Raw genomic sequence first — 20,817 nt, forward strand, 5'->3', positions numbered from 1 at the left:
GCGCTAGTGCGCGAAGTAGTGCATGCCGCCGTCCACCGGAATCACCGCGCCTGTGATGTAGCCGGCCAGCGGCGAGGACAGGAAGGCCACCAGTGGCGCCACTTCCTCGGGTTCACCGAAGCGTCCGATCGGGATATTGCTGGCGATGAACGCACGCCGGCTTTCCTCGGTGGGATGCAGGCGTTCCAGGATCTGCGCGCTGTTGATGCGCCCCGGTGCAATCGCATTCACCGTAATGCCCTGCCCGGCCACCTCCGACGACAGCCCCTTGCTCCACAGATGCAGCGCCGCCTTCGCCGCAGTGGCCGCGTTCACCGCACGCGGTTCCATCGAACCGCTGAAGTTGATCACCCGCCCCCATGCCTGCGCCTGCATGCCAGGCAACAGCGCCTGGGTCATCCGCCGCGCAGCGGAAAAGTTCAGGGCGATCGCTTCCTCCCAGACATCATCATCGGCATCGACGGTGGTCGGCCGGGAGCCACCTGCGGCGTTGACCAGGATGTCGACGCGTTGCAATGCGTCCCGGGATGCCTGCGCGATGTACCGGACGTCACCGGCCACGGTGACATCGCCGGCCACGATGACCGGTGCCACGCCGCCTTCGGCTTCGATCCGCGCCGCCAGCGCCTGCAGGGGTGCCCGCTGCCGTGACGTGATGGCAACGCGCACGCCCTGGGCCGCCAGCTGCCTGGCGACGGCGGCACCGATGCCGCTGGCCGCGCCCGTCACCAAAGCGGTACGGCCTGCAAGATTCAAGTCCATGGTGTTCTCCTGTCCGCATGGCCGGCCAATCCAGCCCTTGCACGACATGCTGTTTGATCACCCCTGATTGATAAACTCCGCGCAGGTTTCAGCATTTAACACCCGGGGTGTCAGATGAACCTGCTGGAAAGCATGCGGGTCTACGTGCTGATCGTGGACAAGGGCAGCCTCAGTGCGGCAGCTGCGGCGATGAACATCTCCGCGACGATGGCCGGCAAGCATCTGCGTGCATTGGAAGCACGGCTGGGCATGCAGCTGTTGAGCCGAACCACCCGGCGCCAGCACACGACCCCGTTCGGCCAGGATTACTACACGCGCTGCCGGGAGATCCTGCGCCTGGTGGACGAAACCGATGCGCAGGCGCAGCACCAGCACCTGGCACCGGCGGGCACGCTGCGCATCAGTGCACCAGTGATCTTCGGTACGCATGCGCTGGTACCGGCACTGGCCGAGTACATGGCGCGCCATCCGGATGTCCGGGTCGAAGCGACGCTGACCGATCGCGTGGTCGACCTTGCCGAAGAGGGCTTCGAAGCGGCGCTGCGGATCGGCACGCTGGCCGACAGCAGCGTGCTGGTGGCACGAGCCCTGGCCCCTTATCGCCTGATGATGTGCGCCTCGCCGGCGTATCTGGCCAGGCATGGCACGCCACACAGCGTGCATGCACTTGCCGGCCATCAATGCCTGTCGTTCGAACCGAGTGCACTTGCGCAGTGGCTGCAGGACGACGCTGGCGAGCTCGACCACGTGCCCGACGGCCGACTGCAGATCAACAATGGCGAAGCGCTGCGTTCGGCGGCGCTGCTTGGCCTGGGCATCGTCCTGCAGTCGACGCTGCTGCTGGCAGCCGATGTCGAGGCTGGACGACTTGTGCAGCTGCTCCCAGGGCACGGCCAGGCCGGTCGGCCGATGCACGTGGTCTATGCGCACGACCGTTACCACTCCACCCGCCTGCGCAGCTTCCTCGACTTCCTGGTGGAACGATTCCCGCCGGTAGTCACCCCACCAGGCGATCGAAGCCGCCCATAAAAAAACCCCCTCCCCGCTGGGCAGCCAGGGAAGGGGGTTTCAGGATGCGGCTATCGGGAAGTACTTAGATCAGCGGCGCCGGGGTTGCCGGCAGAGCGACCGGAGCGGCCTTCTTCTTGCGGGCGGCCGGCTTGCGCTTGGCAACCTTCTTCGCTGCCTTCTTCGGGGCAGCCTTCTTGGTAGCCTTCTTCGCGGTCTTCTTTACTGCCTTCTTGGCGGTCTTCTTGACGGCCTTCTTGGCAGTCGCCTTCTTTGCGACCTTCTTGGCCGGCTTGCGGGCCGTAGCCTTCTTGGCAGTCTTCTTGGTGGCCTTCTTGGCCGCCTTCTTCGCGGTCTTCTTGACGGCCTTCTTGGCAGTGGACTTCTTGGCGACCTTCTTCGCCGCCTTCTTCACTGCCTTCTTCGCAGTGGTCTTCTTGGCGACCTTCTTCGCCGCCTTCTTCACTGCCTTCTTGGCAGTCGCCTTCTTCGCGACCTTCTTCACTGCCTTCTTGGCAGCGGCCTTCTTCGCGACCTTCTTCACCGCTTTCTTGGCGGCGGGCTTCTTCTTCGCAGCTTTCTTGGTTGCCATGGGATGGCTCCTCGTCAGTGATAGGGAGTTGAAACGCCCAGTTGGATCAAACCCGCGGATGCTGCGTGCGGGGACCGCCGGCGCGTCAGGCGCGCCGTTACGGATGCGGCGATGCCCGCCTCGATCGGCGGAGCGGACATCGGAACGGGAGGTGCCTTGCATTTCTCCGGGGGAAGCGGGGCCGTGTCCACCGTCATCAGGGTCGCGGTGGTCTTGAAGGGGCTGCTTCGCATCGGACGATTGATTCTGCGCACTCGGTTGGGCAGGCAAGGTCTGCTGAGGCGAAACCTAATCACGGTTTTTTTTACTGTCAACAACCCCCGCGAAAAATTTTCACATCCGCGCCTTTCCGAGCGCCGTCGGCGCCACTGCTCTACGCGGCCCGCGATGGCGGTTGAAGCATCGCGCAAGCGTGCTGCATGCACCGGCATCGATGCATACGTTGAACAAAAAACACTTGAAATAAGCACTCCGCGCATTTAGACACAGACTCGCAACGGCATCGCGCGTGCGACGTCGATGGTCACCGGCGCCGCCACCAACGCCAGCACAACGGCGCCGCAACAGGGGGCGAAAAGTTTTCACATCCGAGTGCGTCGGCGCGGGGCTGAAACGCGGATTTGCGCAAAACTGCGCACGCCCATCGGCACCGTTCGCCTGTCGGCTGATGCCACGCCGAGGGTGCGCAGCGAACCCCGCGTCATGAGTCCGGTGCAGTCGCCAAAACAAAAACGGCCACCCGAAGGTGGCCGTTCCAGAATCCGGAAACGACGACTCAGTGGTCTTCGTTCTCCAGGGCTTCGGCGTACGCGTCCGGATCCAGCAGCTCGTTGACCTCATCGGCGTTGGTCAGTTCGACCACGAACATCCAGCCTTCGCCGTAGGCATCTTCGTTGATGGTTTCCGGCTTGTCGGACAGGGCCGAGTTGACCTCGACGACCTTGCCGCTGATCGGGCTGTAGACGTCCGAGGCGGCCTTCACCGACTCGACGACGGCGATCTGCTCGCCGGCCTTGGCGTCGGCGCCGACTTCCGGCAGTTCGACGTAGACCAGGTCACCCAGCAGGCCCTGGGCGTGGTCGGAAATACCGACGGTGACGCGGCCATTGCCTTCGACACGGGCCCACTCATGGGACTTGAGGAACTTGAGGTCGCCGGGGATCTCGCTCATGGGACTGCTCCAGAGATATGCAGGGGTGGAAAAAACGGGGCTAGTGTAACCAACCGGCCACCACTGCTGTCAGTGACGACCGGCACGTACGGATCAGGCGTCGGCGAGCACGCCGGGCTGCGCCTGGCCTTCCCGAACGAACGGGAACTTGACCACCCGCACCGGCACCTGACGGCCACGGATGTCGACGGTGACCTCGCCGAGTTCACCGGCCGGCACGCGGGCGAAGGCGATGCCCTTGGCCAGCGTCGGCGAGAAGGTGCCGGACAGGATCTCGCCCTGGCCGCTGGCCGTGGTGACCGTCTGGCCATGGCGCAGCACGCCCTTCTCGTCCATCACCAGGCCGATCATCTGGCGCGCGGTGCCGGCGCTCTTCTGCGCCTCCAGCACGTCGCGGCCGATGAAGTCGCGGCCTTCGTCCAGCGACACGGTCCAGGCCAGCGCCGCTTCGTAGGGGCTGATCTCTTCGTCCATGTCCTGGCCGTACAGGTTCATGCCAGCTTCCAGGCGCAGGGTGTCGCGCGCGCCAAGGCCGGCCGGCTTCACGCCCGCCGCCAGCAGGCGGTTCCAGAAGGCGACCACGGCGTCCTGCGGAAGCAGGATCTCGAAACCATCTTCACCGGTGTAGCCGGTGCGCGCGACGAACAGCTCGACGCCGTCATCGGACTGCACCTGCAGGGCGGCGAAGCGGCCCAGCTTGGTCAACGCTGCGCGGTCGGCTTCGCGGGCCAGGCCGATCACGATGTCGCGCGCCTGCGGGCCCTGCACGGCGAGGATGGCCAGGTCCGGGCGCTGCTCGACGGCGACGCCGAACGGCGCAGCCTGCTCGCGCAGCCAGGCCAGGTCCTTCTCGCGGGTAGAGGCATTGACCACCATGCGGAAGAAGTCGTCGCCCAGGTAGTAGACGATCAGGTCGTCGATGACGCCGCCGCGCGGATTCAGCATGCACGAGTACAGTGCCTTGCCGGTCACCTTCAGCTTGTCGACCGAGTTGGCCAGCAGGCGGCGCAGGAACGGCTTGACCTGGTCACCGCGCAGGTCGACCACCGTCATGTGGCTGACGTCGAACACGCCGGACTCACGGCGCACCAGATGGTGCTCGTCCAGCTGCGAGCCGTAGTGGATGGGCATGTCCCAACCCCCGAAATCGACCATCTTGGCGCCAAGGGCGCGGTGGGTATCGTTGAGCAGCGTCTTCTGGGTCATGACCGGGTCCGGCAGCAGAGGAAACAGGAAACCCCATTATCCCAGATCGGTCGCCCGCAGGCGTGCCGCAGCGCAGCGGTTCATGCAAGCGGAAGTGCAACCCGCCCCACCCTTTCCTCTGCCGGCGAGGCAATGCCCGCAAAGCGCCGCAGCCGCCCGCTACAGGCGCACCCGCCCACGCAGGATGTCGAGGAACATCACCCAGTCACCCATGAACGAGTACAGCGGATGGCGGAACGTCGCCGGTCTGTTCTTCTCGAAGAAAAAATGGCCGACCCAGGCGAACCCGTAGCCGCAGAACAGGGCGCCGAGCAGGAACAGCGGCTGGCCGCGCAGCAAGGCAGTGGCGACCAGCAGCAGGACCCCGCAACTGCCGATGAAGTGCAGCCGCCGCGATACCGGGTGGCGGTGTTCGCTGAGATAGAACGGATAGAACTCGCGGAAGCTGGCGAAGCGGGACATGAGCAGGCTCGGGGAACCAGGGTCGCCCACATCATGCGCCATCGCTGACCTTGTAGAGCCGAGCCATGCTCGGCTTGCGCGCGCCAGCGCGGTCGGAAGGAGAGCAGCCGAGCATGGCTCGGCTCTACACCGATGAGGTGCGCGGCCCGAACATGATCACCGCCATGCCGGCCAGGCACAGCGCTGCGCCCAGCAGGTCCCAGCGGCTGGGACGAATGCCATCGACCAGCCACAGCCAGAACAGCGCGGTGCCGATGTAGACGCCACCGTAGGCGGCATAGACCCGTCCACTGGCCGTCGGGTGCAGGGTCAGCAGCCAGGCGAACAGGGCCAGGCTGGCCGCCGCCGGCAGCAGCAGCCAGACGCTGCCTCCCTTGCGCAGCCACAACCATGGCAGGTAGCAGCCAACGATCTCGGCCAGCGCGGTCAGCAGGAACAGGCCAAGCGTTTTCACGCCTTCTCTGCTGCCTTGGCCTGCTGCCACAGTGCTTCCTGCGCATCCAGGTCCAGTTCGGCCAACGCCTCCCCCTGTGCGTCGGCCTGCGCTTCCATCGCGCGGAAGCGACGCTCGAACTTGTGGTTGGCACCGCGCAGTGCAGCGCCCAGATCGATATCGGCATGACGCGCCAGGTTCGCGCAGACGAACAGCAGGTCGCCCAGTTCTTCCTGCAGGCGCGCCTTGTTGCCCGCGACATCGCCGCGTTCGAACTCCTCGCGCAGCTCCTGCAGCTCCTCGGCGGCCTTGTCCAGCACCGGCAGCGGACCCGGCCAGTCGAAACCGACCTTGGCTGCGCGCGACTGCAGCTTCACCGCCCGCTGCCATTCCGGCAGGCCGCGCGAGATACCGGCCAGTGCGGAGGTGTCCTGCTCGCCCTTGGCGGCACGCTCGGCGCGCTTGATCGCCTCCCAGTTGCGCGTCACCCCGTCGGCATCGTCCACGCTGACATCGGCGAACACGTGCGGGTGACGGCGCTGCATCTTGTCGCTGATCGCACGGGCGACCTCGGCGAAGGCAAACGCCCCCTGCTCCTCGGCCATGCGTGCGTGGAACACCACCTGCAGCAGCAGGTCGCCAAGCTCGTCGCAGAGATCGTCCAGGTCGCCGCGGTCGATCGCATCGGCGACCTCGTAGGCTTCTTCGATGGTGTAGGGGGCGATGGTCGCGAAGTTCTGCTCCAGATCCCACGGGCAGCCTCCCTGCGGGTCGCGCAGCCGCGCCATGATCGCCAGCAGGCGCTCCAGTTCGTTGCTTGCGGCGCTGCCAGTGGTGGGGGTGTCGTGCGCGCTCATGCGGCCTCCAGGATCAGTCGGACAACCAGTCGCGCCACGGCAGGCTGGTATCACCAAGGGCAATGAAATCGCCGTTCAACAGGGTCTCGCGGCGGTTGTAGCGGAACGGCTTGCCGGTCGCCGCCGACAGCACCGCGCCGCCGGCGGCATGCAGCACGCACTGGCCGGCGGCCGTATCCCATTCGGAGGTCGGGCCCAGCCGCGGATAGACATCCAGGCCGCCTTCGGCGATCCGGCAGAATTTCAGCGACGAGCCCTGCGCGATGGTCTCGATGCGGCCCATGCGCGCCAGCAGCGCCTCGGTTTCCGGCGAACGGTGCGAGCGGCTGGCGGCAACGCGCAGCGGAGCCGTGGCCGGTGTGCGGGTGCGCAGCACGGTGTCATGCAGGCCCTGCCGCCGATAGGCCAGTTCGCCGCGCATGGCATGCCAGACAATGCCGGTGACCGGCGCCAGCACCACGCCGAATGCCGGCGCGCCCTGGTAGATCAAGGCGATGTTGACGCTGAATTCGCCGTTGCGCTTGACGAACTCGCGGGTACCGTCGAGCGGATCCACCAGCCAGTAAGCGCCCCAATGGCGGCGATGCTCCCAGCCCACCTGCGCCGATTCCTCGGACAGGATCGGCAGGTCCGGTGTCAGCTGCTGCAGGCCCAGCTCAATGACCTGGTTGGCCGCCAGGTCGGCCGCGGTGACCGGGCTGTTGTCGTCCTTGATCTGGACCTCGAAGCCATCGGCATACACCTGCATGATGGCTTGGCCGGCCTGCTGGGCGATGGCGATGGCGGTCTCGCGCAGGTCCGTCGTCAGCTTGATCATCGCGTTCCCTGCAGCCACTGGCGGGCAATGAACAGCGCCGCCAGCGAGCGTCCCTCGGAGAAGTCCTCGCGCAACATCAGCTGGTCCAGTTCGGCCAGCTTCCACGGCACCACTTCCAGTTCTTCCGGCTCGTCGCCGGCCAGTTTTTCCGGGTACAGGTCGCGCGCCACCACCAGCCACGACTGGTGGCTCATGTAGGTCGGGGCCAGTGTCATCGCGCGCAGCACGTCGACCCGGCGCGCACCATAACCAGCCTCTTCCTTCAGTTCGCGGTCGGCAGCCTGCTCGGGGGTCTCGCCGGCGTCGATCCTGCCCTTCACCAGCCCCAGTTCGTAACGATGCATGCCGGCGGCGTATTCACGCACCAGCAGCACGGTTTCATCGTCGAGCATCGGCACCACCACCACCGCACCGTGGCCACGGCTGACCAGGCGCTCGAAACGGCGACGTTCACCGTTGGAGAACTCCAGGTCCAGATGCTGGCGCTGGAAGGGGCCGTTCTCCTCATCGGTGATCCGATGGATGATCGGCAAGCGACGGCCGGCACGGTCATCGTTCATGCGGAATCTCCGCGGCGACCGGCGGCTGCGCCGGGGCCGATAGAATGTGCAGGCAGCAACATGTTCATGAGCCCGAAATGCTAGCAGACCCGACCCCCTCCCCGCTGGCCCGCCACTGGCGGCAGCGCGACCTGCAGGTGCTGTGGCACCCGTGCACGCAGATGCGTGAGCATCCGGACACCCTGCCGCTGGTGCCGATCGCCCGTGGCGAAGGCGCGTGGCTGATCGACCACGACGGCCACCGCTACCTGGACGCCGTCAGCAGCTGGTGGACCAACCTGTTCGGTCATGCCGAACCGCGCATCGGCGGTGCCATTGCCACCCAGGCCACGCAGCTGGAACAGGTGATGCTGGCCGGCTTCAGCCATGAGCCGGCCATCACCCTGGCCGAACGCCTGCTGGCATTGGCACCACGCCAGCCCGGCCGCGAGCCGCTGGCCAAAGTGTTCTACGCCGACAACGGCTCGGCCGGCGTGGAAGTGGCGCTGAAGATGGCCTTCCAGTATTTCCAGAACCGTGGGGAGCCGCGGCGCACGCGTTTCATTGCACTGGAAAACGGCTACCACGGCGAGACCCTGGGCGCGCTGGCGCTGGGTGACATCCCGCTGTATCGCCGCGTCTATGCGCCGCTGCTGGCCGAAGCGCTGTTCGCGCCGTCGCCCGATGCCTACCTGGCCGAACCCGGCCAGAGCGCGGCCGACCGCGCGCGGCAGGCTGCCGACGGCCTGGCCACGCTGTTCGACCAGCATCCGGGCGAGATCTGCGCGGTGATCCTGGAACCACGCCTGCAGTGTGCCGGCGGCATGCGCATGCATGACCCGGTCTATCTGCAGCGCGTGCGCGAACTGTGCGATGCCCATGGCGCGTTCATGATCGCCGACGAGATCGCCACCGGCTTCGGCCGCACCGGCACCCTGTTCGCCTGCGAGCAGGCAGGGGTGATGCCGGACCTGATGTGCCTTTCCAAGGGCCTGACCGGTGGCTTCCTGCCGCTGGCCGCCGTGCTGGCCACGCAGGCGCTGTACGACGCCTTCCTCGACGACTCGCGCGAGCGCGCCTTCCTGCATTCGCACAGCTACACCGGCAATCCGCTGGCCTGCGCGGCGGCACTGGCGACGCTGGACATCTTCCGCGACGACGATGTGATCGCCCGCAACCGGGGCATCGCGTCGGTGATGGGCACGCTGGCGGCGCCATTTTCCGACCATCCGCACGTGGCCGACGTGCGCCAGGCCGGCATGGTGGTGGCGTTCGAGCTGTCGCGCGACGGCAACAGGCGCACGCCGTTCGACCCGGGCCTGCGGCTGGGCCTGCACGCTTACAAGGCCGCCCTCAAGCGCGGCGTGGTGCTGCGCCCGCTGGGCGACGTGCTGTACTGGATGCCACCCTATTGCGTGGATGACGAACAACTGGAGCTGCTGGCACACACCACGCTGGCGGCCATCGACGAGGCGATTGCATGCGCGTGACCCGCTGCCCCATCGACCTGGCGCTGCACAGCGGCCAGACCGTGACCCTGCCGGAAGAGACGGCCAACCACCTGGTGCGGGTGATGCGCCTGCGCGAGGGAGACACCTGCGTGCTGTTCAACGGCGACGGCCATGACTACAGCGCCACGCTGACCGTGGCCGGCAAGCGCGAAGTGCAGGTGCGCATCGATGCTGTGCAGGCCATCGATAATGAATCACCGCTGGCGATCACCCTGCTGCAGGGCATCGCCCGTGGCGAGAAGATGGACCTGATCCTGCAGAAGGCCACCGAACTGGGCGTGGCGGCGATCATTCCGGTCAACGCCGAGCGCACCGAGGTGAAGCTCGATGCCGCGCGCGCCGAGAAGCGCGTGGCGCACTGGAACAACGTGGTGACGTCGGCCTGCGGCCAGTCCGGGCGTGCGCGCATTCCGCAGGTGGGGCCTCCGCTGTCGCTGGCGCAGGCCGCGGCGGCGCTGCCGGCCGATACGCTGCGGCTGACCCTGGATCCGCGGGGCGCACATCGCCTGTCGACGCTGACGGCCGCTCCGGCAGGGGGCGTCGTGCTCGCGATCGGCCCGGAAGGGGGCTGGTCGCCGCGCGACCGCGACCAGCTGGCGGCGGCAGGGTTCCAGGGACTGCAGCTGGGCCCGCGGATCCTGCGCACGGAAACGGCCGGGCTGGCCGCGGTCGCGGCGTTGCAGGCGCGGTTGGGCGACCTGGGATAAGACAGGTTCGTGGTAGTGCCGGCCGCTGGCCGGCATCCACGGGATCATGAGGTTGCCGGCCAGCGGCCGGCACTACCGGTCTGGTGGATCAGGCGGCGAGCGAATCCAGCGCCGCTTCCAACGCGTCCAGGTTCGGCAGCAGCGCACTCTGCTCACCCAACAGCACGCGCATGTGCACGGTCTGCGGCAGGGTTTCTTCGGAGGCGTCGGCCAGCAGGCCATCGCGTGGCACCGAGATCAGCTGCGGGAAGTTCTGCGTCAGCAGCGCGTAGTACGGGCGCTGCGCGTTGCCGCTGAGGGACTTCAGCACCACCACCTTGTTGTGGCCGGCCACGGTCTCTTCGCCCAGCCCCGAAAGGCGCGCGAACGACACCAGCGGCACCTGCCAGCCGTGCCAGCCGATCTCGCCTACCAGCCAGCGCGGCGCATCGGAGACCGGCTGCACCGGCACGCGCGACATCATTTCGGCCACGGTGGCATTGGGCAGCAGCACGCGCTCGTTGCCGGCCTGGATCAGGACGCCGCGGATTTCGTCATTGCTGGCATAGCTCATGGTGCGTCTCCGTTGTCGTCCTGCTCACCCCAGCGCGCGGCAATTGCCTGCGCCAGTTCCTGCGGTTCACCGGCCACCATGCCGGCAGCCACCACGGCGGTGGCCGCCGCCGGGTCATAGCAGCCCTCGCCCACCTGCCCGGCCACCCACGCACCGGCGGCCGCCAGGTCCAGCGCCGGGCCTACGTGGGCCAGGTCGGCACCGCTGAGCAGCACCAGTGCGGTGTGTTCGGCCGGCAGCGAAGCGAGCGAAATACCGTTGGCATCGCTCTGGAAATGCAGGCCATCGCTGGCCGCGCGCACGCCGATATCATCGGCCAGCACGTGCACCTCGCCCGGCACCGCGTGCTGGCCGGCCTCGGCCAGCTGCACCGGCAACGGCGAAACACGGGACATCTGCTTGACCAGGTTGCCGTAGCGGCCACCATCCAGACGCATGTGCACCAACACCGGCACGCTCAACGACGCAGGCAGTGCGCCGAGCAGGCGACGCAACGCATCCGGGCCACCGATGCCGGCCAGCACCAGCAGCGATGCGGCACGCGCACCGGCCGGGGCGGCGGCATCCAGATCGACCAGGCTCAAATGATCGGTATCGAACGAGGGCTGCGGCGCGACGACCGGCGCCACGGCTTCTGCCGATACAGGTGCTTCGATCGATTCCTCGACCAGCGACCAGGCGGTGTGATCGAAGGAGACCGGCGGTGTCGCGGGCGCCGCCGGTTCGGCCAGTGCCTGCGGCGCCGAAGGCGGATCCAGAGGCTCGGGCACGACCGGCTGCAGCGCCGCCAGGGCCTGCTCCAGCGCGATCGGTTCGTGCAGGTCTGCCGGTGGCGAATACAGGCCGTCGGCCGGAACGTCATCGGCCCAGCTCAGCGCCTGTTCCAGGTGCGTGCGCAGGGCTTCTTCCTGCGGCGCCGGCGCGGGCGCCGGATGACCAGGCTCCAGCTGCAGGCTGGGCTCTTCTTCGGCGCCCGGCGGCAACACCTGCTGGTGGCCGTGCAGCTTGGCGGCCAGGTGGCGCCCCCAACGTTGCGCCTCCCAGCCGTCGCGGCGGGCGGCCAGCTCAGCCTCATCGAACACCAGGGTCAGCCCCGGTGCCGAGAGCGCGGATTCCAACCGTTCCAGTGCGTCCTCGATGGCAGCTTCCAGCGCGATCACCACGAACTGCGGATCCGCGGCCTGCAGGACCTGCGGCTCCAGGCCGTTCGGATCATCTTCCAGGACCAGCTGTACATCGGCATGCGCCAGTGCCTCGCGCAGGCGTTCACGCGCCGCACCGGGGCGGGCCAGCAGGGCGACGGCCGGGGCCGGATGGGTTTCACTCACGGACACGGGCGATCCCCAGCAGGTCGTACACGTTACGCATCAGGTCCAGTTCCTGGTACGGCTTGCCCAGATAACGCTGGACACCGATCTCGAAGGCACGCTGGCGGTGCTTGTCGCCGCTGCGCGAGGTGATCATCACGATCGGCACATCCCTGTAGCGCGGATCGGCACGCATCACAGTGGCCAGCTCGTAGCCGTCCATGCGCGGCATCTCGATGTCCAGCAACATCAGGTCCGGCACGCGCTCTTCCAACCGCTCCAGTGCTTCCACGCCATCGCGGGCGACACTGACTTCGAAGTTGTGGCGCTCGAGGATGCGGCCGGTCACCTTGCGCATGGTCAGCGAGTCATCGACCACCATCACCAGCGGCACCTGGCGTTCGTCGCGCGGTGCATTGGCCAGCACCGGTGCCGTCGGATTGGCCAGGAAGCGGCGCACCAGCGGCGCGACGTCCAGGATCACCACCACGCGGCCATCGCCGGTGATGGTGGCACCGTAGATGCCCGGTACCGATGCGATCTGCAGGCCGACCGGCTTGACCACGATTTCGCGGTTGCCCAGCACCTGGTCGATCGCCACGGCTGCACGCAGGTCACCGGCACGGACCAGCAACAGCGGCACCTGGTCCTGGCCATCGGCACGCGCCGGGGCCTGCCCGACCAGGCTGCCGAGGTCATACAACGGATAGTCTTCGCCGCTGTAGCGGTAGCTGCTGTCGGCGGCCTCGAAACGTTCGCGCGACAGGCGGCCGATACCGCTGACCGAGGCCACCGGCACGGCGAAGGTGGTCTCGCCGATCTGCACGAACACCGCCTGGGTGACGGCCAGCGTCTGCGGCAGGCGCAGGGTGAAGCGCACGCCCTGGCCGCGCACCGACTGGATGTCGACCGAGCCGCCCAGCTGGCGCACTTCGTTGCGCACCACGTCCATGCCCACGCCACGACCGGCCAGCTGGCTGACCTGGTCGGCGGTGGAGAAACCGGAGGCGAAAATCAGGTTGTCCAGTTCCTGATCGTTCGGCTGCGCGTCGGCGGCCAACAGGCCACGGTCGATGGCGCGGCGGCGGATCGCTTCGCGATCGAGGCCGGCACCGTCATCGGCCACTTCCAGCACGATTTCCGAGCCTTCACGGTGCAGGCGGATGGCAACTTCGCCCTCTTCCGGCTTGCCGGCGGCGCGGCGCTGTTCCGGCGCTTCCAGGCCATGGGCCACCGAGTTGCGCAGCATGTGTTCCAGCGGCGCGACCATGCGGTCGAGAACATTGCGGTCCAGTTCGCCGTGGGTGCCTTCCAGGGTCAGGTGCACCTGCTTGCCGGTATCCATGCCGGACTGGCGGACCACGCGGCGCAGGCGCGGCACCAGGCCATCGAACGGCACCATGCGCGCGCGCATCAGGCCGTCCTGCAGCTCGGAGCTGACGCGCGACTGTTGTTGCAGCAGCGAATCGTACTGGCGCGACAGATCGTCCAGTACCCCTTGCAGGCCGCCAAGGTCGGCCGCCGATTCGTTCAGCGCACGGCTGAGCTGCTGCAGCGTGGAGAAGCGGTCCAGCTCCAGCGGATCGAACTTCTGGTCTGCCTGGTCCTGCTCACGCTGGTAGCGGGCGACGATCTGCGCTTCGGTTTCCAGGTCGAGCCGGCGCAGCTGGTCGCGCAGTCGCGCATTGGTGCGCTCCAGCTCGCCCATCGCACCACGGAACGCGCCGAGCTGCTGCTCGAGGCGCGAGCGGTAGATCGCTACTTCACCGGCATGGTTGACCAGGCGGTCGAGCAGATCCGCGCGCACGCGCACCTGTTCCTGCTGCGGGCGTGCCAGCGGATCTTCATCGACCACGCCTTCGGCCGGCAGCGGTGCTGACAGTGGCGCATCAAGCAGTGCCGGTGCCGATGCCGGACTGGCAACCGGTGCCGAAGTGGCTTCTGCGACGCTCGCCACGTTGGCTGCGGCTGCGGCTGCAGCAGCCGCCGCAGCGATATCGGTGGTGGTACGCACTTCGAACGCATCGACCAGGTCCTGCGCCGGTTCCACCACGCGGTGGTCGCCGGTGCGGGTGAGCAGCTGGTGCAGCCGATCAAATCCGCGCTCCAGCAACTGCACATCGCGGCGTTCGATCTCGGTGCGACCAGCGGCGACGGCTTCCAGCAACGATTCGATGCTGTGGCCAAGATCGCCGATGGCGTTGATGCCGGCCATGCGTGCGCCACCCTTCAGGGTATGCAGGTCACGCTGCAGGCCGGCCAGCACCTCGCGGTCCTGCGGCGCATCGCGCAGATCGCTGATCAGGCCATCACAGTGGTCGAGCAGGTCCTTGCCTTCCTCGACGAAGATGTCGACCAGCTCGCGATCGTAGACGCTGAAGTCGAGCGTATCGGCGCTGTCTTCCGGCACCGGGATGTCAAGGACGTCGGGTGCCACGGTTTCAACCACGTCGGCGTCAGGCGCGCCAACGGCCGGGGCATCCGATACGGCATCGGCATCGGCATCGGCAGCTTCGGCGTGGACTTCCACCTGGCCCGGCGCGTCTTCCAGTTCGAAGAACCGCACCGGTTCGGCGGTGGCCGGCGTCGCGGCCTCCGCGATCTCCTCATTCACCGTCGCCGGGGACGGCTGATCGGCGCTCTCTCCTTCACCGATCGCCGCCTCCCCGCCGACGTCCGCATCCTCGGCAAAGGCTTCCGCCTCGCCCGGCGCGAGTTCGCTGGCCTGCAGGCCGAGCACGGACCATTGCCCGTCGTCGGCCAGGGGCTGCTCTTCGTCGATCACGTGCAGGCCGGCCTCGAGCGCGGCGTCCAGCGAGACCGGTTCTGCAAACCCCGGCGCAGCCATTTCATCCTGCAGGCTCGACAGCTCGCTGTCGAGTGGCAGTGCAGCAGGCGTCTCGAATGCCTCAGCGTCCGCGACGTGCACGTGATCGAACAAGGACGCATTCAGGTCAGATGCGACGGCTTCGACAGCATCCGGAATCTCTTCGGCATCGCGGTCGTCGACCGGCAGCGCACTGGCATCCAGGTACGGCGACAGATCGTCCACGACGGTCAAACCGGCATCGTCGGCCAACAGCGGCGCGCTTTCGGCCTCCGTCTCGACACCGTCTACCTCAACGCCCGGAACATCGTCGGCCACCTGGATCGATTCGACCACCGGTAGCGACGCCGCTCCCTCACCCGGTACCGACGGCCATCCGGCATCGAAGTAGCGCGAAAGATCGTCGCTGGCGGTCAGCTCACCGACCTCCAGCCCGCCCTCGCCCTCGATCGCCGCATCCTCGACCGGGGCTTCGGCGACATCGGCAACTGCCTGCGGTTCCTGCTCCGGCGCGACGGACGAAGGCGGTACCGCATCGGTTTCAGGCGCGATGGCTGCCGAGGCGTCCGCATCCCATTCCGCCGTCGGTTCGTCATCCAGCGCCAGCTCGGCTTCGTCGTCCTCCAGGCCCACCATCGGCCAGCGCGCTTCCGGCAACTCGCTGGCCAGCGCCTGCAGGCGCTGTGCCAGTACCTGTTGCGGTGCGATACGCGGCTGTTCGGCCTGCAGCGCTTCCATGGTGGCGGTGATCGCCTGCGCGGCCGCATCCAGCGCGGCCACGCCCTCATCACCCGGCACCACTTCGGCGGCCAGTGCACGCTTGATGTAGGACTCTGCACCGCCGGTTACAGCCGTGATCTCGGGCACTTCGGTCATCGCGAAGGCGCCGTTCATGGTGTGCACTGCGCGCAGGAGTGCGTCGCTGACCGGCTGCGGTGCCTGCTGCGCCGAACGCAGCCAGTCCTGCAGGGTGGCCTGATGGACTTCCACCTCGGCCTCGAGAATCTCGCGCAACACGCTGTCGATGTTGGCCGGCGTGCCGGTGGTTTCGGCCTCCTCGGCGGTATCGGCCAGCGCCGAAGCGGCAATCTCCGCGTCGAGAATGCGGCTGATCTCGTCTTCGCCCTCGGCTTCGGCCAGCGGTGCGACCGGTGCAGTGGCCCCAGGCAGGGGGACGTAGTAGGTCTCCTCGCCTGCACCGACACGATCGGCGATGGCCTGCATGGCCTGCAGGTCAACGCTGATGCGGTGGCCATGGCGCAGCGCCGCGTTCAGCTGCGGCAGCGCCGCATGCGCGTTGTCGACCATCGCCAGCACGGCGGGAGATGCGGCGCGGCTGCCATCCAGCACGCGGTTGAGCATGCCTTCGATCTTCCACGCGAACTCACCCAGGGTGCGTGCGCCGACCAGGCGGCCACTGCCCTTGAGGGTATGGAAGATGCGGCGGATCGGGCGCAGCCGGTCCATGTTGTCCGGCTGCATGCGCCATGCCGGCAGCAGCGTGCCGAGATTGGCCAGCTCATCGTCGAACTCTTCCAGGAACACCTCGCGGATGTCCTCGTCGATGTTCTCGGCATCGTCGTCGAAACCAGCGTCGAAGCCCGCATTGGTGTCGGCATCGGTCCCGGCAACGGCCGAATCCACCGCCTCTGGCGCTGCCGCAGCGGCCATCGCCTGTGGGTTGAAGCCGGCAGCGGCCGCACTCAATTCGGCGAAGAACTGGGCGTCGGCCTCGCTGAAATCGATCGGCGCGATGGTGTCGATATCGATCACCGACACGGCCGGAGCGGACGTATCCGCCGCAGGAGCCGCCGCATCGATCAACGGCGACGTGATCGACGGTACCGGCAGGTCATCCGGGGCCTCATCCACCCCGGTCAGCGGCGGGACGACGGCATCGACGATCTCCAGCGACGGATGCAACGCGGCGTCATCGTCCAGCGACGGCGTTTCCATCGCATGCAGCGACAGCACGTCGTCAGCGTTGTCCAGCGCGTCGGCATCGAAGCGGAACACCACGTCGTCGGCCACGGCAGCCGCATCCTGTTCGGCCGCCACCGGGTCGAATACCGGTGCAGCATCGAAAGCGGTCGCGGAGGAATCCACCGCGTCCGTCCTCTCATCGATCACAGGCGCTGCGGTGTCCTCAAGCATCTGCGGCGCCTCGGACAGCGACCACTGCGGTGCACCGGGGGGGCCGCTGTCAGCCAGTTCGAAGCTGACCGGATCGAAACTGGCGAAGGTCGGGCTGCGCTCGTCATCGGCAGGCACGATGGCGTCGGCCTCCGGATGGAACGGCGCCAGCTCCCACTGCGGGACATCCGGCGCAGGTGCGCTGGACGCCGCGAAGACCAGCGATGCCCCCGCATCGTCGTGCGTCGGCGACGGCGAAGCATCGATATCAGCCTTGCTGGCGGCCACGGCGGCCACGGTGCCCAGTGCGCCGAACATCAGGCGGTTGTCGGACACCATCGGCGCCGGCGAGGCCGGCGGCGGATCGAAGGTGAAGTCCGGCAGTGGCACCGGCACGTCGCCGGCAGCGGGCGCCGCAGGCTGCACCGGAACCTCGACGCGCTCCGGCTGCAGGGGCTCGGCCTGCAACGCAACCAGCTCACGTTCGACCGGCAGCAGTGCCGGCGCGTCCGGCGCGACGGCATTGTGCTCCGGCAGCGGCCAGTAGCGCAGAGCCTCGAGGCTGCTGCGGGTGATTTCGAGGATGTCCTCGCGGCCCGGGCGGCGGTCGCGCAGGGCTTCCAGGTAGTACTCCAGGCTGGCCATGGCATCGGCCAGGGTGTCCAGCTGGCGGCCACTGGGCACGCGCTGGCGGCCGATCAGTTCGGCCTCGATGTACTGCTGCACGCCGCGCAGGTAATCGGCGGCGGTACCCAGGTCGAGCATGCGCAGCGCGCCGGACACATCGCCCAGCAGGCGTGGTACATCCTGCAGCTCGGCATGGTTCCAGCTGGTTTCGATGAAGGCGACGAAATGCTCGCGGGCAGCGGCGAAGTTGGCGATGGCTTCATGCGCCAGCACCTCCACCGTGCGCCGGTTCTCGACCGCGCTCGGATCGTCCTCGCCACTGCCGCCGGCGCCCAGATGGGCAACCTGGTCGTCCAGCGAGGCATCGACGTACAGCAGTGCACCGGCAATATCCAGCAGCAGGTTCTCGTCAATCTGCTGGCGACCTTCGACCACGCCGCGCAGCGCATCGCGCTGCTGCACGACCACGCCGCGGGCCACGCCCAGGCCCATCATGCCCAGCGTATCGGCCACGGCGCCGAGCTCGTTGGCCTGGGTCTGCAGCTGTTCCGGCGCACCACCGGTGCGCAGGTGCAGGTCAAGCGCATCCTTGATGCGCAGCAGTTCTTCCTTCACCGCACTGCCGACCGTGTCGAGCAGCTCGCGGTTGCGTCCGCTCAGGCTGCCACGGGCATGGTCCAGCTCGGCCTCGGTGGCGGTGACGCTCTCCGGCGCAAAGGCCAGCAGCACACTGTCAGTGACGCCTTCTTCGCCGCGCGACGCACGGATCTCGTTGAGCAGCGGCATCAGCACGATCGGAATGTCGCGATGGCCGTTCTGCAGGCGTTCCAGATAGTCGGGCAGCAGCACGCTGCCACGCATCAGGGTTGCGCAGGCTTCATCACGGTCGGCCACGCGACCGGCGCCGATGGCATTGGCCAGCTGCTCCAGTTCTTCGGCCACCATCGCCGGGGCATACAGCTCGACCATGCGCAGGGTGCCCTGCACCTGGTGCAGGTAGCCGGCGCAGATGCGCATGCGGCTGGCATCGGTGGGATCTTCTGCGTAGTACTCGACCTCGTTGCGCACCTGGCGCAGGGTCTCGTCCAGCTCGGGCTTGACCCAGCCCAGCGCTGCGTGGCTCATCGCATCGCGCAGACTGCTCATGGACGCGCTCCGTTCGCCGCCGCGCGGTGGCCGCGCGAGTTCTGGCGTGGGGAATGGAAATGCTTCATCGACTGGTTCCTTGCTCGCCGCCCTACCCGCGTCACGCCGGCAGCTTGAAGTCGGCGACCGAACGGCGCAGGTCCGCCGCCAGCTGCGCGAGGTGGCCGATCGACTCGGCGGTCTGTCCGGCACCCTGCGAGGTCTGCCCGGTGATCTGCCGGATCACGCCCATGGTGCGGGTGATGTCCGAGGCGGCGGCCGACTGCTGCTGGGCGGCGATGGAGATGTTCTTGATGAGGGTGTTCAGCGCGTTTGACACGCGTTCGATCTCGGTCAGCGCGGTACCGGCGTCCTCGGCCAGGCGCGCACCAGACACCACTTCGGCCGTGGTCTGCTCCATCGAGGTGACCGCTTCATTGGTGTCGGCCTGAATGGCCTGGACCAGGTTTTCGATGCGTCGGGTCGCACCCGAGGTGCGTTCTGCCAGGCGCTGCACTTCGTCGGCCACGACCGCGAAACCGCGGCCCGCTTCACCGGCCGACGCGGCCTGCACCGCCGCGTTCAACGCCAGGATGTTGGTCTGCTCGGAGATGTCGTTGATCAGTTCCACGATCGAGCCGATTTCCTGCGACGACTCGCCCAGGCGCTTGATGCGCTTGGAGGTTTCCTGGATCTGGTCACGGATCTGGTCCATGCCCTGGATGGTCTCGCGCACCACGCCGGCACCTTCGGCAGCGATCACCACCGAGCGCTGTGCCACGTCGGCCGACTCGGCCGAGTTGCGCGACACCTGCTCGATGCTCGCCGCGATCTCCCCGATGCGGTCCGAAGCCGAGGTGATCTGGTTGGCCTGGTGCCCTGCGGCCTCTGCCAGCTGCATGGCGGTGGCCTGGGTTTCCTGGGTGGACATCGCGACCTTGGCCGAGGTGTCATTGATGGTGGTCACCAGGTGGCGCAGCTCGTCGACCGCGTAGTTGATCGCGTCGGCGATCGCGCCGGTCATGTCCTCGGTCACCGAGGCCTTCACCGTCAGGTCGCCCTCGCCGAGCGAGGAGATTTCGTCCAGCAGCCGCATGATCGCCTGCTGGTTGCGGCTGTTGAATTCCACCTGGGTCTGGTAGCGCAGTTCCTGCTCGCGCGAGCGGCTGCGCACGTTGGTGGAGACGAAGCCGATGATCGCGATCAGCGACAGCGCACCGGAGACCACGCCAATCCAGAAGTTCGGGAACAGGCGGGTGTCGGATACCGAGCCGAACGAGGAGAACGCGTCGAACAACTTGCGGCTGTCATCCAGCATGTGGGCCGAACCCTGGCCCAGCGCGGTGGCAGCGGACTGCGCCGCGAACAGCTGGCGCGAGCTGGCCAGGATCGCGTCGGCGTCCTGCTTCATCGCTTCCCACTTCTGCTGCGACTGTTCCAGCGCGGCCACGGCGGCGGCACCGCGCACGGCGGTGATGCCCAGTTCCTCGTTGCCGTTGCGCAGGCCGTCGAGCACCTGCGAGAACACGGTGATGTCACGTGCCAGCGCATCGCCGGAGGTCGCCGCGGCGCTGCCACCGGCACGCATTTCGGTCACGCGGCGGGCCATCGAACCGGCCACCACAACCTGCTGCAGCGCGCTGTACACCTGCGACGACGGCGCGCCGGAAGCGGACATCGCACGCACCAGCTCGTTCAGCTGGGCCTGCAGGCCCGGCACTGCGCCGGTGAAGTTGTTCGCGTTGCCGGCCAGCGCCAGCACGGCCGGTTCGCTGGCCACCAGCTGCCCGGCCTGCTTGCCCAGCGGCGCCCAGGTCTCGCCGAGGGTGGCGATGGCACCGGCTACGCCCGGCTCCTTGCCGTAGCGTCCCTGCAGGGTCGACACGTTCTGCTCGATCGCGTTGCGGGTGGCCTTGAAGGCGGTGAAGGCCTGGGCGTTGCCGCCGACCGCGTCACGTCCCTGGTTGGCCAGCTGCTGCGACAGCACCTGCAGGTCGGCGGCCTTGGAGCCGGCGTCGGCAAGGCGGCTGCCCTGCCAGGTGGCGACGCCGGTGTTGACGCCGAACAGGATCATCGATGCCAGCAGCAGGAACAGCCAGAGGTTGCTGCCGCCCAGCCGCAGCTTGCCGGTCTTGGTGGCGTCCGAAGCAGTACTCATCGTTCAACCTCGATCTTCAATG

Annotated in this window: 17 protein-coding genes; 4 read left to right on the forward strand and 13 right to left on the reverse strand. The window is 67.6% G+C overall.

Going from position 1 to position 20,817, the window contains the following annotated elements:
* Positions 1-3 precede the first annotated feature (3 nt).
* Complete coding sequence (locus ACSDHM_RS13960) at positions 4-762, reverse strand: SDR family NAD(P)-dependent oxidoreductase (RefSeq protein ID WP_072168558.1); 759 nt, start codon at positions 760-762, stop codon at positions 4-6.
* A gap of 114 nt (positions 763-876) precedes the next feature.
* Here ACSDHM_RS13960 and ACSDHM_RS13965 point away from each other — a divergent pair, with 114 nt between their 5' ends.
* Positions 877-1,791 carry a LysR family transcriptional regulator gene (locus ACSDHM_RS13965; protein WP_439426335.1) on the forward strand — a complete coding sequence of 305 codons (915 nt, stop codon included), beginning with the start codon at positions 877-879 and terminating at the stop codon, positions 1,789-1,791.
* A gap of 64 nt (positions 1,792-1,855) precedes the next feature.
* Here ACSDHM_RS13965 and ACSDHM_RS13970 read toward each other — a convergent pair whose 3' ends face one another.
* A complete protein-coding gene (locus ACSDHM_RS13970) occupies positions 1,856-2,362 on the reverse strand; it encodes a hypothetical protein (protein WP_032954412.1) in 507 nt (168 codons plus the stop codon).
* A gap of 111 nt (positions 2,363-2,473) precedes the next feature.
* On the opposite strand from ACSDHM_RS13970, the gene ACSDHM_RS13975 reads away from it, so the two are divergent.
* Positions 2,474-2,845 (forward strand): hypothetical protein, encoded by a 372-nt coding sequence (locus ACSDHM_RS13975; protein WP_134968390.1) that lies wholly within the window; start codon positions 2,474-2,476, stop codon positions 2,843-2,845.
* A 292-nt stretch (positions 2,846-3,137) separates the two neighbouring features.
* Here ACSDHM_RS13975 and gcvH read toward each other — a convergent pair whose 3' ends face one another.
* The 7 genes from gcvH to nudE all read right to left on the reverse strand — a co-directional run bounded on the left by gcvH (position 3,138) and on the right by nudE (position 7,868).
* Complete coding sequence (gene gcvH / locus ACSDHM_RS13980; protein WP_005418426.1) at positions 3,138-3,533, reverse strand: glycine cleavage system protein GcvH; 396 nt, start codon at positions 3,531-3,533, stop codon at positions 3,138-3,140.
* 93 nt (positions 3,534-3,626) lie between these two features.
* Complete coding sequence (gene gcvT / locus ACSDHM_RS13985) at positions 3,627-4,739, reverse strand: glycine cleavage system aminomethyltransferase GcvT (protein ID WP_049438098.1); 1,113 nt, start codon at positions 4,737-4,739, stop codon at positions 3,627-3,629.
* A 159-nt stretch (positions 4,740-4,898) separates the two neighbouring features.
* Positions 4,899-5,201, reverse strand: coding sequence for a DUF962 domain-containing protein (locus ACSDHM_RS13990; protein WP_049415586.1), 303 nt, complete (start codon positions 5,199-5,201; stop codon positions 4,899-4,901).
* A gap of 124 nt (positions 5,202-5,325) precedes the next feature.
* Complete coding sequence (locus tag ACSDHM_RS13995; protein ID WP_072168556.1) at positions 5,326-5,655, reverse strand: YnfA family protein; 330 nt, start codon at positions 5,653-5,655, stop codon at positions 5,326-5,328.
* A complete protein-coding gene (gene mazG / locus ACSDHM_RS14000; RefSeq protein WP_072168555.1) occupies positions 5,652-6,491 on the reverse strand; it encodes a nucleoside triphosphate pyrophosphohydrolase in 840 nt (279 codons plus the stop codon). Before mazG ends, ACSDHM_RS13995 begins: the two co-directional genes overlap by 4 nt.
* A 13-nt stretch (positions 6,492-6,504) precedes the next feature.
* Positions 6,505-7,308 carry a 3'(2'),5'-bisphosphate nucleotidase CysQ gene (gene cysQ, locus ACSDHM_RS14005; RefSeq protein WP_111007839.1) on the reverse strand — a complete coding sequence of 268 codons (804 nt, stop codon included), beginning with the start codon at positions 7,306-7,308 and terminating at the stop codon, positions 6,505-6,507.
* Positions 7,305-7,868 (reverse strand): ADP compounds hydrolase NudE, encoded by a 564-nt coding sequence (gene nudE / locus ACSDHM_RS14010; RefSeq protein ID WP_005418435.1) that lies wholly within the window; start codon positions 7,866-7,868, stop codon positions 7,305-7,307. Before nudE ends, cysQ begins: the two co-directional genes overlap by 4 nt.
* Before the next feature lie 77 nt (positions 7,869-7,945).
* Between nudE and bioA the strand changes: the two genes are divergently transcribed.
* On the forward strand, positions 7,946-9,337 hold the full coding sequence (bioA, locus tag ACSDHM_RS14015) for an adenosylmethionine--8-amino-7-oxononanoate transaminase (RefSeq protein WP_216358873.1): 1,392 nt from the start codon (positions 7,946-7,948) through the stop codon (positions 9,335-9,337).
* A complete protein-coding gene (locus ACSDHM_RS14020) occupies positions 9,328-10,065 on the forward strand; it encodes a 16S rRNA (uracil(1498)-N(3))-methyltransferase (protein WP_111007840.1) in 738 nt (245 codons plus the stop codon). The genes bioA and ACSDHM_RS14020 overlap by 10 nt, the downstream gene beginning before the upstream one ends.
* A gap of 88 nt (positions 10,066-10,153) precedes the next feature.
* Here the strand turns inward: ACSDHM_RS14020 and ACSDHM_RS14025 are convergent, their stop codons facing one another.
* From ACSDHM_RS14025 to ACSDHM_RS14040, 4 genes are all read right to left on the reverse strand, one after another.
* Positions 10,154-10,618 carry a chemotaxis protein CheW gene (locus ACSDHM_RS14025; protein ID WP_005418442.1) on the reverse strand — a complete coding sequence of 155 codons (465 nt, stop codon included), beginning with the start codon at positions 10,616-10,618 and terminating at the stop codon, positions 10,154-10,156.
* Positions 10,615-11,952 (reverse strand): chemotaxis protein CheB, encoded by a 1,338-nt coding sequence (locus ACSDHM_RS14030; RefSeq protein ID WP_088496837.1) that lies wholly within the window; start codon positions 11,950-11,952, stop codon positions 10,615-10,617. Before ACSDHM_RS14030 ends, ACSDHM_RS14025 begins: the two co-directional genes overlap by 4 nt.
* Entirely contained in the window at positions 11,939-18,658 is a 6,720-nt protein-coding gene (locus ACSDHM_RS14035) for an Hpt domain-containing protein (RefSeq protein ID WP_439426336.1), read from the reverse strand. The genes ACSDHM_RS14030 and ACSDHM_RS14035 overlap by 14 nt, the downstream gene beginning before the upstream one ends.
* Before the next feature lie 100 nt (positions 18,659-18,758).
* Entirely contained in the window at positions 18,759-20,795 is a 2,037-nt protein-coding gene (locus ACSDHM_RS14040; protein WP_049415562.1) for a methyl-accepting chemotaxis protein, read from the reverse strand.
* Positions 20,796-20,817: the final 22 nt, after the last annotated feature.

This window comes from Stenotrophomonas sp. T8 (assembly GCF_051853085.1).
Taxonomy (GTDB): Bacteria; Pseudomonadota; Gammaproteobacteria; order Xanthomonadales; family Xanthomonadaceae; genus Stenotrophomonas; species Stenotrophomonas sepilia.

Coding starts and splice junctions, on each gene's coding strand:
- ACSDHM_RS13975 (WP_134968390.1), top strand. CDS start 2,474: ATGCCCGCCTCGATCGGCGGAGCGGACATCGGAACGGGAGGTGCCTTG.
- ACSDHM_RS14040 (WP_049415562.1), bottom strand. CDS start 20,795: ATGAGTACTGCTTCGGACGCCACCAAGACCGGCAAGCTGCGGCTGGGC.
- mazG (WP_072168555.1), bottom strand. CDS start 6,491: ATGAGCGCGCACGACACCCCCACCACTGGCAGCGCCGCAAGCAACGAA.
- ACSDHM_RS14035 (WP_439426336.1), bottom strand. CDS start 18,658: ATGAGCAGTCTGCGCGATGCGATGAGCCACGCAGCGCTGGGCTGGGTC.
- gcvH (WP_005418426.1), bottom strand. CDS start 3,533: ATGAGCGAGATCCCCGGCGACCTCAAGTTCCTCAAGTCCCATGAGTGG.
- nudE (WP_005418435.1), bottom strand. CDS start 7,868: ATGAACGATGACCGTGCCGGCCGTCGCTTGCCGATCATCCATCGGATC.
- ACSDHM_RS14025 (WP_005418442.1), bottom strand. CDS start 10,618: ATGAGCTATGCCAGCAATGACGAAATCCGCGGCGTCCTGATCCAGGCC.
- ACSDHM_RS13990 (WP_049415586.1), bottom strand. CDS start 5,201: ATGTCCCGCTTCGCCAGCTTCCGCGAGTTCTATCCGTTCTATCTCAGC.
- cysQ (WP_111007839.1), bottom strand. CDS start 7,308: ATGATCAAGCTGACGACGGACCTGCGCGAGACCGCCATCGCCATCGCC.
- ACSDHM_RS14020 (WP_111007840.1), top strand. CDS start 9,328: ATGCGCGTGACCCGCTGCCCCATCGACCTGGCGCTGCACAGCGGCCAG.
- bioA (WP_216358873.1), top strand. CDS start 7,946: ATGCTAGCAGACCCGACCCCCTCCCCGCTGGCCCGCCACTGGCGGCAG.
- ACSDHM_RS13970 (WP_032954412.1), bottom strand. CDS start 2,362: ATGGCAACCAAGAAAGCTGCGAAGAAGAAGCCCGCCGCCAAGAAAGCG.
- ACSDHM_RS13960 (WP_072168558.1), bottom strand. CDS start 762: ATGGACTTGAATCTTGCAGGCCGTACCGCTTTGGTGACGGGCGCGGCC.
- ACSDHM_RS13965 (WP_439426335.1), top strand. CDS start 877: ATGAACCTGCTGGAAAGCATGCGGGTCTACGTGCTGATCGTGGACAAG.
- gcvT (WP_049438098.1), bottom strand. CDS start 4,739: ATGACCCAGAAGACGCTGCTCAACGATACCCACCGCGCCCTTGGCGCC.